This window comes from Pseudomonas sp. UBA6323 (assembly GCF_002439135.1).
GTDB lineage: Bacteria > Pseudomonadota > Gammaproteobacteria > Pseudomonadales > Pseudomonadaceae > Aquipseudomonas.
Genome location: NZ_DJSX01000093.1, coordinates 101,123 through 114,888 on the forward strand (window position 1 = coordinate 101,123; position 13,766 = coordinate 114,888).

The window sequence follows — 13,766 nt, forward strand, 5'->3', positions numbered from 1 at the left end:
AGAGTCCTTGCGGTTAGCCGAGGATGTTCAGGCCGCCATCGACGAAGTGGACGCCGCCAGTTTGGCCCTGACTGGCATTACTGACCAGCCATGCGCACAGACCGCCGACTTCTTCCAAGCTGACTAGGCGGCGCAGGGGCGCGCGATGGGTAGAGGTTTGCAGCAGGTGATCAAAGTCTTTCAGCCCGGATGCTGCTCGAGTCGGCATGGGGCCGGGGGAAATGGCATGCACGCGGATGTTGTGTGGCCCCAGCTCGGTGGCCAGGTAGCGCACACTTGATTCCAGGGCGGCTTTGACTGGGCCCATCAGTGCGTATCCTTCGATCGTTTCCTGGGCTCCCAAGTAACTCATGGTTACCAGACTGCCGCCCTGGGGCATCAACGGCTCGGCCAGGTGCGCCATGCGGATGAAGGAGTGGCAGGAAATGTCCATGGCCTGCTGAAAGCCGCTGCTGGAACTGTCCAGCAGGCGGCCGCGGATTTCCTCTTTGGGTGCGCTGGCCAGGCAGTGTACGACGAAGTCCAGTGATCCCCATTGCTCTGTAATGTGCTCGAATAGAGCCTCTAGCTCGCCGGGCCGGGTGACGTCCAGCGGCATCCGCACGCTGGCTTGCACCTGTTGCGCCAGGGGCTCGACATGCGCCCTGGCTTTCTCATTCAGCCAGGTGATGGCCAGTTCCGCGCCCATTTCATGTAGCGCTTGGGCACAGCCCCAGGCGATCGAATGGGTGTTTGCGATGCCTACCACCAGGCCGCGCTTGCCAGCCAGGGACAGACTTTCTTTGATGCTCATGGGTGTTGCTCCTGATACAGGTGCCAGCTATGGCGCGCGATGATGCTCTCTTCGTCGGTGGGGATGACCCATACTGATCGGGTGCTGGATGTACCGGATATAAGCTCGGCGTTGCGTCGGTTCGCCGTGTCGTCTAGCTGCAGCCCGAAGAGCGGCGCGAGATGCTGTAGTACCTGGGCACGCAGCTCAGCATCCTTCTCGCCGATACCGGCCGTGAATACCAGTGCGTCCAGTCCGCCCAGGCATGTGGCAAGCCGACCGACTTCCTGGGCGATACGGTAGGCGTAGTAGTCGATGGCCAGGGCCGCGCGCGGCTCGTTGCTGGCGCGTAGCTTGCGCATGTCGCTGCTGACCCCGGATATGCCGAGCAGGCCGGATTGTCTGTACAGCAGTTTTTCCAGCTCATCAACAGATATGCCTTGCCCCAGCAGGTACAGCAATACGCCTGGATCCACGGCGCCGCAGCGGCTTCCCATGGGTAAGCCGTCGAGAGCACTAAAACCTGTTGTCATTTCGATGCTGCGGCCAGCTTCGATAGCGCAAAGGCTGGAACCATTGCCTAGGTGAGCGATGACCAGCTTGCCAGTAGCGAGCTCCGGTGTTTTGTCGATTAGGCGCTGGCTGACGTATTCGAAGGACAGGCCATGAAAGCCGTAACGGCGTACGCCCTGTTCGTATAGCGCGTAGGGCAAGCCGAAGAGTTGACTGATTTCATTGCGTCCAGCATGGAAAGCCGTGTCGAAGCAGGCGATCTGGGGCAGTTGAGGGTCGTGCTCGAGCGCGGCATGGATTGCCGCGAGGTTGTGCGGTTGATGCAGTGGTGCCAGAGGCTCCAGCGTCTTCAGACGTGCCAGTGTAGTGTGATCCACGCGCACCGGTGCGCTGAAATCCATGCCCCCGTGCACCACACGATGGCCGATCAGCACCGGTGGGCGATCCTGTAGGCCTTCTTCAAGGACACGATAGATCTGCTGGAAGGCCGCCTGCATATTGGCAATCTGTTCCGGCTCGAAACTCGTGTCCTGCATTATCGTTCCGTCGGCCATGACGACCTGTAGACGTGGCGCCACGCCAATCCCGTCCAGCTTTCCGCGCGCCAGCAAGCGAGGTTGATCTTCGCCCCGGCGACCGGAGAATAGGCCGGTCTTAATGCTCGAAGAGCCTGCGTTGACGGTGACGATGAGTTCGTCCTGAACAGGGCTCATACAGGTATCCCCAGGCGAGCGCGCCGTGCTTCGGCAAGTAGCACGGCCAGCCCACAACTGGCGATGCGCGCTCTTGGACTGTCAGCGCGGCTGGTGAAAACAATAGGTACTCGGGCGCCAAGGACGATGCCAGCAGCTTCGGCTCCGGCTAGATAGATCAGCTGCTTGGCGAGGATGTTGCCCGCTTCCATGTCCGGTACCAGCAGGATGTCCGGGTCGCCGGCGACTTCTGAGTGGATACCCTTGACCCGCGCGGCTTCGGCGTTGATCGCATTGTCGAAGGCCAGTGGCCCGTCGAGCAGCGCGCCGTCGATCTGTCCGCGCCGGGACATGACCACCAGTGCGGCGGCCTCCAGGGTTGAAGGCAGCTTGGCGGTGACGGTTTCCACCGCCGACAGCAGCGCCACCTTGGGCTGTTCGATGCCGAGAGCGTGCAGCATCTGGATCACATTGCGGCAGATGTCGGCCTTGTCTTCCAGGCCGGGGAAGATGTTGACCGCCGCGTCGGTGACGAACAGCGGCTTGTGGTAGCTGGGCACGCTCATGGCGAACACATGGCTGAGGCGCCGTTCCGTGCGCAGACCGTTTTCGCGGTCGGCCACGGCATGCAGCAGTTCATCGCTGTGCAGGCTGCCTTTCATCAGCAACTCGCCACGGCCTTGGCGGATCAGGGCGACACCACGCTCGGCGGCGGCGTGGCTGTGTGGCACGTCCTCCACGGTCAGCCCGTCGATATCCAGACCGGCTTCGCTGGCGGTTGCCGCAATCTTCTGGCGCGGGCCAACCAGAATCGGTGTGATCAGCCCGGCCTGGGTGGCCTCCAGCGCCCCGCGTAGCGCGTTCGCCTCGCAAGGATGCACGACGATGGTGGGCAGCGGGCCAATCTCGGCGCAGCGGTTCAGCAGCGCCTGGTAGTGATCCAAGCTCATTCGGCGTTGCCTCCCTTGTCCGGGCTCGCGAGGCCAGGTGCGGGCGCGGAGCGGGTTGCCTTGATGCGTGCTGGTTTTTCCGGCGCGGCCACTGGGCTCCTGCTCCGGGTCGCTGCCGGGGGCGGGCTGGCATCAGTCTGTGCCTGCGCCTTGGCAGGCCGGGCGGCATTTTTCTTCCTTGGTCGCGTGGCGGCCTTGGACGTAGGGGCGTCCGCCTCGGGGAGGCGCAGGCTTGCCTGGATTTGCTCTGGCGGGCTGTCCACCGTGATGAGTGGCACGGATGGTTGGGCGAAATCCGGCAATGGGTGTTCGAGCAGATCATGCAACCGACGCCAAAGATCACCCACGGCACCCTCGGCGTACAGCAACTCAGGCACGAGGTGCGTGGCGGCTGTCAGGACGACTTCACGCTGGCTGGCCTTGGCTAGCAAAAGGGGCAAGGTGTTCAGGCTTTCCTCGGGGTGGGCGAAGACCAGTAGATCCTGCAGGCGGACGCTGTCACGTACGGCGAGAGGGTCGATGCCGAGCTGTTGCGAGAGCGTGCGAGCGCGCTGGGCGAGCTCTTCGATGCGTTCTTTGCCGAACCTGCCGCTGGCACGTGCGAGCAGGCAGAAAATGCGAATGAGCGCTTCCCGCTCCCCACCCTGGAGAAGCGAGTCGTGCAGATGCTCGATCAGAGCCTTGTCCCGTTGTTCTATGTGGCTCTGTTGCGAGCGCGGTGCTTGCCCTCCGGTCAGGGTGCTCAGCCCGCCGTAGAAGCTGTGGAAGAGCAACTCCTGGGATGCATCGCGGATGTCGCGATAACCATCGAGCTGGGCCTCGATGACGCTGGAGAATACCTCTTGCCAGGCAAGCAGGGGGTTGTTGGGGGATGCCGGGCGGCGATTGGTGCGGGTCAGGGCCGCGCTTCCCGCCAGCCACCAGAGGGCTGGATTGAGGCTGCTCCAGACGATCTGCTGCTGGTGAAATGGGTGGCTCTTGCGCAGGGATTCGGCGAGTGGTTCGTTGATCGCCCTGCGCATCCAGGGCCGCACGAACCAGTCGTAAAGCGTGCTGTTGAGTCCGGAGACGCGGTCGACCAGGGCGAATTCACGCTCGTCGCTTCGGCCATCTTCATCGTGGGCGAGAATATCGGCGATACGCCGGGACTCGAAATGTACCTGATACGCCTGGTCACCACTGGGGGATGCCGGTAGATCGTCGATCATCAACTCGTACAGGCCAGGCGACAGCAGGGCGATGGCATCGATGGCGCCGAGCAGCTGCCGGTGTTCGCGCCGGGCGACCTTGCCGGAGACGAAGATGCCCAGGTGGCCGATGCTGGCATGCTGCAGGTAGACGATGGTGCGTCCGGCGCTGCGCAGTGCCAGGTCGCTGGGGTAGACGTCGGCTATCCAGTTCAGTGCCTGCTGCGGCGGAGTGATGTTGTCGCCGTACGAGCAGAACACCACCACGGGCGCCTCGATGCGTTTCAGATCGATGCCGCTCGTGCGACCGGAACCGCCGGCCAGGCGGTTGCCGATGAACAGGTCGTCGACGATCACCTCGATCTCCTCGCTGTTGAGCAGGGTCGGGCTGCCCCACCAGCGTTCGAAATCGAGAAAGCGCGGGGTTTCGGCGTCGACGTCGCGGAACAGGTTGTAGTACTTGCTCCAGTAGGTGTTGGCCGGGTTCAGGCTCTCGAAGTTGCTCACCAGCCAGGTGCCGTCGAAGCGGCCGTTGCCCAGGTCGCTGCCCAGGCGGGTCATCCAGGCGCCGCCGAGCAGGCCGCCGGCATAGCGCATCGGGTTGCGCCCGTTGACGCCGGCCCAGTAGGACAGCGGCGCACCGTTGACGATCACCAGGCCCGGCAGTTCCGGACGTGCCGCCGCCAGGCCCATCAGCGCCCAGCCGGCCTGGCAGTTGCCGATCACCACCGGCTTGCCGGCCTCGGGATGGCGCGCGCTGACCGTTTCGATATAGCGGGCTTCGGCCTCGGCGATGTCGAGCAGGGTCTGGCCGGGCGCGGGGGCATGGCTGAAGGCGATGAAATAGGTCGGATGCCCGGCGCGCAGGCTTTCGCCAATTTCGGAGTCTTGCTTGAAGCCGCCGATGCCGGCGCCATGACCGCCGCGCGGATCGATGACGATGACCGGCTGACGCGTGGCATCGCTTGGCTGGTCAGCCGTTGGAAGGATGCGCAGCAGGGAATAGTTGACCGGATGAGGCAGGTCGTGGCCGTCGATCAGCACCTCGTAGGGAAACTTGAGCAGCAGGGGATAGCCGGCGCGCTCGTGGGCCAGGGTATTGTCGCCACGCTGGCGCAGTGCATCCCAGAACAGCAGGCCGCGTTGCCCGCAGTCGACCAGGTATTCCCAGCAGTCTCCCGGGCTGGGGGCACGCAGGCGACCTTCGTTGAGGGGCGCGAGCAGGGCCGCATGGCGTTGGCCGAAGGCATCGAGCATAAGCTTGCCGTGCAACTGCTGCAGACGGCTGAGGTGTTCGAACAGATTATGGAATGAGGAAAAGCTGTCTTCTCGCTTCGCAAAAAAACTTTCCTGGCTCATGAGCATTTCCTATCTCGGTGGCGTGCTAAAGGCCTGCGCTCAATCCTCCCCTTGGAGAGGCTGCATGGCGTTAAGGCTAGGTTTATAGCGAATCGCTGCGGCTTGGGCAAAATTTTTTTGCAGTGCAAAAAAGCTCTTGCGATCTTTTTTGTGCGGTGCAATATTATGCTGGCGCGGCAGCTCCATCATGGATGGCTTTCGCGTGTCAGGCCGTAGGTGGCCTTCCCCATTGCCAGGAGATCCGACCATGTCTTTTTTTGATTCGGAAAAACTGCAAAGCGCACAGAAAGCCAACCTTGACCTGCTGCAGCAGATCAGTGGCAAGGTATTCGAGAGCGTCGAGCAGCTCAGTCAGTTGCAATTCAAGGCGCTACGCGCTTCCAGTGGCGAGCAGTTCGACAGCTTGCGCAAGCTGCTGTCAGTGCGTGACCCGCAGGCCTTCGCCGAGTTGCAGGCGTCCTTCGCTCAGCCGGCAGCCCAGGCGGAGCGCCTGCTGGAGTTCAATCGCGAGGTGTACGATCTGGTCTCCAGCACGCAGGCGGATATCGCCAAGCTTGCCGAGCGCCAGGTCGAGGCGGGCACCAAGCAGGTGCGGGAACTGGTGGACGTTATCGCCAAAAACGCCCCGGCGGGTGCGGAACCGGCGGTAGCCGTGCTCAAGTCGGCACTGGAAAGCGCCGGCAGTGTCTATGAAAGCGCGCAGAAAGCCGCCAAGCAGGCAGCCGAGATCGCTGAGAACGGCATCGCTGCCGCCGCTTCCGCGGCCGGTCAGGCCACTCGTGAAGCCGGCAAGGCTGCGGGCGGGCGCAAGTAAGGCAGGGCGGCCGTGTCACGGACGGTGATGAGTTTCATTGCTCATCACCGTCTTTTTTCGTCTGCCTGAAATTGCCGGGTGGGATGCCGCCGAACATACCGAATAGGTTCTGGGTGCCCAAGTAGAGCTTCTTCGACTGTTCTACGTACTGGCTCATCATCTCCTGCATGACGGGCACCTGCTTGTGCATAAAGTCGCTCCAGGCCTGTGAGGATTGCACCCCGGTCTGGGTCTGGATTTCGATCACAGTCTGGATGCTCTTTTCCAGATAGTTGCCGAGCATGCCCTGGAATGGGCCATAGAAACGGATGATGCCCTTGAGCATATCGCTGGAGAAGAGCGGCTCGCCGTCGCTTTCCGCTTCCTGAATGATCTGCAGCAGGATGCTGCGAGTCAGATCCTCGCCAGTCTTGGCGTCGACCACCTGGAACGGTACTTCGTCGATGACCAACTGGCGGATGTCGGGGAGGGTGACGTGGGTGCTGGTATGGGTGTCGTACAAACGGCGGTTGGCGTATTTCTTGATCAGGCGTGGGGCTCTGTGGCCGTCATCGGACATGTGTAGCGTCTCATTATGAGTCGGAGTGTCTGTGGCAGGTATTATCTCAGGCCTCTCCCGGTGTAGATATATTGTTAATGCGGGGATAATTGGTTGTTTTAGTTTTTCGGATATAAGGCCGTAAGATATTCGCAGATACTTACTTGGGGCTGGCATCTACCGCCAGCAGAATCACTTCGCGCTGTATCAGTCGAGATGGCGTCTGAACCATATGCGGATCGTGATGATCCGCGCCATCTCCGACGTAATGGGTATCTACCGATTGTGAGCTCTTCAACTTATACCACCACTTCGTTCACTGTGAGTCGTTCACTGCGTTGCTTTCCGTCAGTCCTGCTGGTTCTAGTGCTGGCCGGGTGTGCAGGGGTCAAGGTCACGGCGGTCAGCAACAATGATTACCTGGCCCAGCGCCGCGGTGATGTGTTGACCACCGGCAACCTCAGTGCTTCGGCGGTTGCTGCCCTGCAGGTCGTGGGCAGTGATGAGAAGCGCTGCCTTGCTGACCTGCCGGCCTGCCGCGAGGCGCTGGACAGCACAACGGGGTTGCGTGACGAACAGCGGCTTTCCACGCTGGCCGAGCTGTGGCTGAAGGAAGCCCAGGACGGCGGCAAGGTGATGGCGGCGGAGGCCCGCACCGATGCCTACCTGGAGAGTGCCCGGTATGCCTACGCCTACCTCTTCCTGACCACCCGCACACCGAGCCAGCGCGCCCTGGAAGACCGGCAGACGCAGGTGCGCGACTACTACAACTTTTCGGTGCAGCAGGCGCTCGTCGAGGTCTTCGATCGCTACCGTGGACGGCCACCATCACCCGAGGACACTCAGGGTAATTTCCGCCTCAAGACCGGGCGCTGGACGATCGGCGGGCGCATGACCGATGTGAGGCTGGCCGATGACCGCCTGTTGCCGAAGGAGCTGATTCCGGCTGCGTCCCTGTCCTTTGGCGGGTTGCGCAACCAGTACCGTCGGGATGGACTGGGTGCCGAGTTGGTAGCGGTGACGGCCAAGCGCGTGGTGAGCAAGGGGAGCGATGAAATACCCTGGAGCGAAACCCCCTTCCCGGCGATTACTGCCGTGGCGCGCTTTCCCGGGGAGACCCTGGAGCAGGTGTTGTCCACCTATCAGGTGGAAGTGATCGGTTATGACCCCTACCGGCAGGATTCGGTGGACATGGCAGGTGTGCAGGCGCCCCTGGCGGCCAACTTCACGTCGGGCTATGGCCTGTGGCTGGCGCGTTCCGGGTTTGCCCGGCAGTCCCTGCTGACTCTGGTCGGACGCGGCGAAGTGTTGGAACGCCCCCATGTCTACCTGCTGCAGCCGTTCGATCCCGACCGGCGCATCGTGGTCATGCTGCATGGCCTGGCCAGCAGCCCGGAGGCCTGGATCAACGTGGCCAATGAAGTGCTGGGCGACGAGGAACTGCGCCGCAATTACCAGATCTGGCAGGTCTACTACCCGACCAACCTGCCGCTGGCCGTCAACAATCAGGCCATCCGCGAGGCCATCGAGCAGACCTTGGCGAATTTCGATCCGCAAGGCACGGCCAAGGCCAGCCACGATATGGTGCTGGTCGGGCACAGCATGGGGGGCGTGTTGTCACGGCTGATGCTGTCCTCATCGGGTGACCAGTTGTGGGATGCCATGCTGGGAAGTTACGGGATGCAAGGCGCGCGCCTGGAAAAAGCCCGGGCGAAGCTCGGGCCCTACCTGTATTTCGAGCCATTGCCTCAGGTGAGCCGGGCCGTATTCGCTGCGGCGCCACACCGGGGTACCCCGTTTGCCGAAAATCGCGTGTCGCGCTGGGCCGCAGGGCTGGTGAAGATGCCGGTGTCGATGTTGAACCGTTTCAAGGAGGTTGCCCAAGTGCTGGTTGACCCCAATGCGGCGGCACCGGTCGCGTTGGTGCGCCCCCTCAACAGCATCGACAACCTGAGCAACCAGGACCCCTTCGTCAAGGCCGCAGCCGACCTGCCCATTTCGCCACGAGTGCACTATCACTCGATCATCGGCAACTACACGCCAGACCTCGAGGTCCTGCTGTCCAGTGACGGCGTGGTGCCGTACGCCAGCTCGCACCTGGCTGGCGCCGACTCGGAGCTGGTCGTGCCATCGTGGCACAGCGTGCAGGAAACACCGCAGGCGATCATCGAAATTCGCCGCGTGCTGCATGAACACCTCACCGGCCTGGCCAGCCCCAAGGTGGCTACGGTACGAGCGCCATGAACGGGCTGTTGGGTCTTCTCCTGCGCAGTGTCCTCGCGCTGTCGTTTTTTCTGATCATGGCCTGGGGCGTGCTGGCGCTGTTCTACCAGACTGGAGGGCTGGCAACCTGGGTGCTGATTGCGGGCTGGTGCCTGCTTGGCTGCATTCTGCAGGTTCTGCTGTGGCGCGGGCGTCCCATACTGGCGCTTGTCGGTCAGGTGCTTGTCTTCGCCGCGTTGCTGGTCTGGTGGACAAGCCTGGAACCGTCAAACCAGCGTATCTGGGCTGGTGATGTCGCGCAGATGACCCAGGGCGAGCTCGTGGGCAATCAGCTCATCCTGCACAATGTGCGCAACTTCAACTGGCGCAGCGATGATGACTATGACGTTGCCTGGGAAACACGTCGCTACGATCTCGACCAGCTCGCCTCGGTCGACCTGATCACCTCCTATTGGGGCATGCCGGCCATCGCCCATGTTCTGGTTTCTTTCGGCTTCACGGATGGGCGTTTTCTGACGTTCACCGTTGAGGTGCGCAAGGAGCAAGGCGAGGCCTATTCGGAGATTGGCGGTTTCTTCAAGCAGTTCGAGTTGAGCATCGTCGCCACTGACGAGCGTGATGCCTTGCGCGTGCGCACCAACGTGCGCGGCGAAGACAGCTATCTCTATCGTATTGCTATGCCCGACGAGGCGATGCGTGCGTTGCTGCTCTCCTATGTGCAGCAGGCCAACGCCCTGGTCGATCAGCCGCGTTTCTACAACACCATTACGGCCAACTGCACCACCATCGTTTTCGACATGCTGCAGACGATCATTGGCGGACTGCCGGTCGATTACCGTTTGCTGCTGACAGGCTACCTGCCGGCCTATGTCATGTCGGTCGGTGGCCTGCAGGGTGGCTACAGCCTCGATACGTTGCGTCAGCACGGGCGCTTTACCGAACGGGCACGGATGGCCAACGATGCGAGCGATTTTTCCAGGCAGATCCGGCGCGGAGTGCCCGGCTGGGTCTCTCCCACCGATACCAGCCACAATGATGAAGGCAGAGACTGATGCGAGAACTTGAAGTGATGATTGGCCTGATCGGCCTGGGATTCCTGCTCCTGATGGTCGGCTACAGCCGGCGGGAACGGGACAGTGGTGTGCTGGTGATGGCCACAGGGATAGTGGTGATGTTGGCTACCATTGGTTACAAAATCTACATTGAGCTGAGGTAATGAACCATCCTGCACTCGTTGTTTGTTAGTTTTTGCAGCAGAGCGCCCGTTCCGTGAGCTTAAGTCGGGGCGGAGGCTCTCGATGGGGTATTGGTGAGCTAGTTTTGAATTTCGATAAAGTAGCCTGATGACTTTACCAATGGGTGATGTCGCTTGGGTTGCCACAACTATGTCGAACCGTCTACCGTCCCCGAATGAAGTGAATCCCTCACCCAGGCCACCCGGCCCCGCGAAGAGGTCCACCACCTGAATGGCGTGGTCGAGCTCACCTGTAGGGTCTGTGGGCGTACTATCGAAAAGATTCTTTTGGCCTTGAGTCATGGACATAGTCAGTAAGGAAGTCAGGTCTCGCATGATGGCGGGCATTCGGGGCAGCAACACGTCACCAGAAATGAAGGTCCGACGCCTGCTGCATCGGCATGGTTTCAGGTATCGCCTGCACCAGAAGGATCTTCCTGGAAAGCCTGATTTGGTGCTTTCTCGCTATCGTGTCTGCATTTTTGTTCACGGTTGCTTTTGGCACAGACACCCCGGATGTCGCTACGCTACTAGCCCCAAGACCCGGTTGGACTTCTGGCAGAGAAAATTTGACCAGAACGTCGCCCGAGATACCAGGAACAAGGCTGTGTTACTGGCATCGGGGTGGCGGGTGATACAGCTGTGGGAATGTGGGTGGTGCCCATCCACGGTGGTGGTCACAAGGTGCCACAGCCATACTTCCCCGGCCCCAGAGTGCTTGGCCGCAATAGCTCATTCAATAGCCCCGAGCATGTCTGGAGATTTTTCATGCGAGCTATAGATCCCTGCGACTAGGGGCCACTCACAGCAGTCACGTGGCTACGACTGCGGAGCAGGTAGGATCTTGCCTGCTTGCCGTTGCTTCATCTCCGTATACCAATGGCCCCGGGTTGCGGCGGGAAATTCGATTGCTCCCAGAATGCGCCCCTGACCATATCGAGGTGGCTTCTGCGGCTGGCGAATGCTCGCCAAGACGGCGCTCTCTGCGGGGCGTACATGTGATTTCATGCCTGCGCCCAGTCGGCCATCACCGTACACGCTGATCGACGAGATGGACTGGTGCCCCATGATGTAAGCCATGCTTTCTGGGCTTTCTCCGGATGCTTTCAGAATTGATCCCATCTGGTGCCGGAAGCTTTTCAGCGTTGGCTGCTTTTTCCTCTTGGGCCAGAGGCGTCGGCACTCCTTGCGCAGGCAGTCTCTGATGGCGGTATTAGTGCGTGGGCACCCGGCCATCCACTGCGCGGCCCATTCCACCAACTTCAGCGTTCTTGGTTTGTCGATTACCAAGGTGCGGTCAGCGCCACGGTGCAGTTCAGCCGATTTCTTGCCTCCAATGATGTGCACGTGGTTGCCGGAGATAGTGATCGTGCGCATCTCGCATGGGCGTACACCGAGGCAATAAGCGAGCACCAGTGATGCGGCTTCGTCGAGATTGCCGCCTGCGCGCAGGTGCTGGTGCAGCAATTTAAAGTCTTCGAAGGGGACTTTCCGAATCTGCCCCGGCTTGGGCTTTTTCACTATCTGACTGCCTGGTGCCGTGACCGGGTTGACCAGCGCTCTGATGGTGTTTGCTGCCTCGATGTTTCGCCGGGCAAGCTGGTCATTCATTAGGGTGTTCTTGAGGGTGCTGAACGCATTCGGTCGATAGTCCGGTGCACAGGCAAGCAAAGCTGCGCAGATCTGCGCCGAAGATGGATCGTCCTCACCGCAGTGAGACCGATAAAAGTTTTGTGCCCGGGTTTGGTACCGCTGCAAGGTCGTAGGTTGCATCGCTGTCATCTCTCTTCTTGTTGTTTTGATGACAAAGCTAAGCCGCTTCGCGAACGGCGTTGTGTCAGCTCGAACTCCACTGAAACACTCCGCAGCCGCTCCGTTTTTCTCGTTACGTCCGAACTGCCTCAACGCCCCCTTACTCGCGGCGCGAGTAAGGGTTGCGCGCTCTCACTCACGCGACCCGCTTCATCTAAATTCAGCGTGCGCCGTGAGCAAAAGCGCGCGCAAGCGTTTTGTCATCAAAATCGAAGAGCAGCCAGCGCCATGGCGCTGAAAGGACGAGCCGGGGTAGCGCGAAGCGGTGCGTGGCTGGCGTGTCGAAATGGGGCATTCAAAAATGCTAGCCACGCAGTGGCGATTTGGTTATGAAAAAAGTCGCCGAAGTCAGTGTTTTCAAGGGTTGTAGCGATAATATAACCAAAAAAAGGAGTGCCAGTTTTGGCACGCTGAGCGCCATAACTGGCCAGCTCGGTGTCGGTTTGGGCCACTTTCAGCGCCGTATTGGGCACTCAAACTGCCGCTAGCGGCACGACCCCGAGTGTCGCAAAGTCATGGTGCGACATACACGGTGTATCGTTGCGACATGGCCAGCGTGTCGCAGCGTATCTGTGCGACAGTCCACGTGTGTCGCATAGGGGTTCCGCGACACTCACTGAGTGTCGCAGTGCCTCCTGCGATACGCAGGTCATGTCGCATCGGCTATCCCATCGCACTGCTAGTGCAGCTGCCATGGCTCTGGATACTCCATAGTTAGCATTCGATGCAGATAGTCATCCAGCGATTGCGCACCTTTTAAAATGTTGAAGCTGAGGATTACGTAGAAGCTGCCACTTAGCGTGTGCAGCACCCAAAACGGCCCCTCTCGCTCAGCCTGAACGATGGCTGATGTATGAATGTAGGCACCGTCACTGAAACGATCAGCTCTCACATGCCGGTAAGTGATCCCGTAGCCGCTTGATCCGCGAATATAGGCATCAGTCAGGTATCCGGTGACGGGTCTGCTGAAAGGAAGGTCTTCGACCTGCTCCAGCAGCTTCTGCAAGACTGGGTGTGTATACATGGCTATGTCGACAGATCAGTAAATGTGTTGGCTCGATCAGAAAATGCTCGCAACGGCGTCTGCGCTGACCTGGATGCGCGTGCCTGGTCCTAGAAGCAAGTAGGCTGTATTGAGCGTTCTGAAATGGAACTCCTCGTGATGGTGCAGAAGCGACGTTCGGACGAAGTCTCCGACATCCCACCGTCTTTCACTGTCGAAGATAACCGTGTGTGCATAGACCAGAGCAGGTTGTCGTCGGGTCTTTGCCAGTTGTAGGCGCTGGCTTTCAGTGACATCCAGATCAAGCCACCGCCAGTTCCGCACCAAGCAATAGCCGCCATAAACAAAATGCTGCCGTGCATAGGCCATGGCCTCAGTGTCGTTCATGCCACTGCCGCTCATCGGCTCGCCTGCTGAATACAGCAAGTCCGCCATTTCCCTAAGTGTGGCCATGGTCTAAGGCTGTTCGTGCTGAGCGCTGCTATGGTGGTGCTCCTCAAGCTCAATGCTGCACAACAGGGCCGCAAAGTCCGAGTCGAGCAGATGAATGCGCTGAGGGCGGGCATCCACGATGGATTTGATGATCGCGTCGACCCGTTGTGAAACAGGCATCTGGCTTGGCGATTTCGAGCGGTCATGCTGATAAATGTGCGGATTCCACGGTCATCT

15 protein-coding genes are annotated in these 13,766 nt (G+C 60.5%); 5 read left to right on the plus strand and 10 right to left on the minus strand.

Translation table 11 applies throughout. From position 1 onward, the window contains the following. Positions 1-13: 13 nt before the first annotated feature. The 5 genes from fabI to B3P22_RS22060 are packed head-to-tail and all read right to left on the minus strand — an operon-like array spanning position 14 to position 5,662. Positions 14-793: an enoyl-ACP reductase FabI gene (fabI, locus tag B3P22_RS22040; RefSeq protein WP_010563431.1), complete on the minus strand. Its 780-nt coding sequence runs from the start codon at positions 791-793 to the stop codon at positions 14-16. Continuing rightward, positions 790-1,998 (minus strand): acetate/propionate family kinase, encoded by a 1,209-nt coding sequence (locus tag B3P22_RS22045; RefSeq protein ID WP_003464233.1) that lies wholly within the window; start codon positions 1,996-1,998, stop codon positions 790-792. Before B3P22_RS22045 ends, fabI begins: the two co-directional genes overlap by 4 nt. Next, a complete protein-coding gene (locus tag B3P22_RS22050) occupies positions 1,995-2,927 on the minus strand; it encodes a phosphate acetyltransferase (protein WP_003464230.1) in 933 nt (310 codons plus the stop codon). The genes B3P22_RS22045 and B3P22_RS22050 overlap by 4 nt, the downstream gene beginning before the upstream one ends. Continuing rightward, entirely contained in the window at positions 2,924-5,473 is a 2,550-nt protein-coding gene (locus B3P22_RS22055) for a DUF3141 domain-containing protein (protein WP_003464227.1), read from the minus strand. The genes B3P22_RS22050 and B3P22_RS22055 overlap by 4 nt, the downstream gene beginning before the upstream one ends. Positions 5,474-5,512: 39 nt before the next feature. After that, positions 5,513-5,662 (minus strand): hypothetical protein, encoded by a 150-nt coding sequence (locus B3P22_RS22060; protein WP_153336801.1) that lies wholly within the window; start codon positions 5,660-5,662, stop codon positions 5,513-5,515. A gap of 58 nt (positions 5,663-5,720) precedes the next feature. Here B3P22_RS22060 and B3P22_RS22065 point away from each other — a divergent pair, with 58 nt between their 5' ends. After that, complete coding sequence (locus B3P22_RS22065; protein WP_003464225.1) at positions 5,721-6,287, plus strand: phasin family protein; 567 nt, start codon at positions 5,721-5,723, stop codon at positions 6,285-6,287. A 34-nt stretch (positions 6,288-6,321) separates the two neighbouring features. On the opposite strand, the gene phaR is transcribed toward B3P22_RS22065, so the two are convergent. Then, positions 6,322-6,846, minus strand: a complete 525-nt coding sequence (phaR, locus tag B3P22_RS22070; protein ID WP_010563433.1) for a polyhydroxyalkanoate synthesis repressor PhaR — start codon at positions 6,844-6,846, stop codon at positions 6,322-6,324. A gap of 345 nt (positions 6,847-7,191) precedes the next feature. On the opposite strand from phaR, the gene B3P22_RS22075 reads away from it, so the two are divergent. The 4 genes from B3P22_RS22075 (at position 7,192) to B3P22_RS22090 (ending at position 11,063) form a co-directional block, all read left to right on the plus strand. Continuing rightward, on the plus strand, positions 7,192-9,069 hold the full coding sequence (locus B3P22_RS22075; RefSeq protein ID WP_010563434.1) for an esterase/lipase family protein: 1,878 nt from the start codon (positions 7,192-7,194) through the stop codon (positions 9,067-9,069). Next, a complete protein-coding gene (locus B3P22_RS22080; protein WP_003464218.1) occupies positions 9,066-10,100 on the plus strand; it encodes a DUF4105 domain-containing protein in 1,035 nt (344 codons plus the stop codon). The genes B3P22_RS22075 and B3P22_RS22080 overlap by 4 nt, the downstream gene beginning before the upstream one ends. Further along, complete coding sequence (locus tag B3P22_RS22085) at positions 10,100-10,264, plus strand: hypothetical protein (RefSeq protein ID WP_010563435.1); 165 nt, start codon at positions 10,100-10,102, stop codon at positions 10,262-10,264. The genes B3P22_RS22080 and B3P22_RS22085 overlap by 1 nt, the downstream gene beginning before the upstream one ends. A 319-nt stretch (positions 10,265-10,583) precedes the next feature. Beyond that, entirely contained in the window at positions 10,584-11,063 is a 480-nt protein-coding gene (locus B3P22_RS22090; RefSeq protein ID WP_080695116.1) for a very short patch repair endonuclease, read from the plus strand. A gap of 38 nt (positions 11,064-11,101) precedes the next feature. On the opposite strand, the gene B3P22_RS22095 is transcribed toward B3P22_RS22090, so the two are convergent. The 4 genes from B3P22_RS22095 to B3P22_RS22110 all read right to left on the minus strand — a co-directional run bounded on the left by B3P22_RS22095 (position 11,102) and on the right by B3P22_RS22110 (position 13,550). After that, complete coding sequence (locus B3P22_RS22095; protein WP_230585266.1) at positions 11,102-11,893, minus strand: site-specific integrase; 792 nt, start codon at positions 11,891-11,893, stop codon at positions 11,102-11,104. A gap of 404 nt (positions 11,894-12,297) precedes the next feature. Further along, entirely contained in the window at positions 12,298-12,546 is a 249-nt protein-coding gene (locus tag B3P22_RS22100) for a hypothetical protein (protein ID WP_125835803.1), read from the minus strand. 227 nt (positions 12,547-12,773) lie between these two features. Continuing rightward, complete coding sequence (locus B3P22_RS22105) at positions 12,774-13,118, minus strand: hypothetical protein (protein WP_050572642.1); 345 nt, start codon at positions 13,116-13,118, stop codon at positions 12,774-12,776. A gap of 36 nt (positions 13,119-13,154) precedes the next feature. Further along, positions 13,155-13,550, minus strand: coding sequence for a DUF6957 family protein (locus B3P22_RS22110; protein ID WP_003464209.1), 396 nt, complete (start codon positions 13,548-13,550; stop codon positions 13,155-13,157). Between the last annotated feature and the right edge of the window lie 216 nt (positions 13,551-13,766).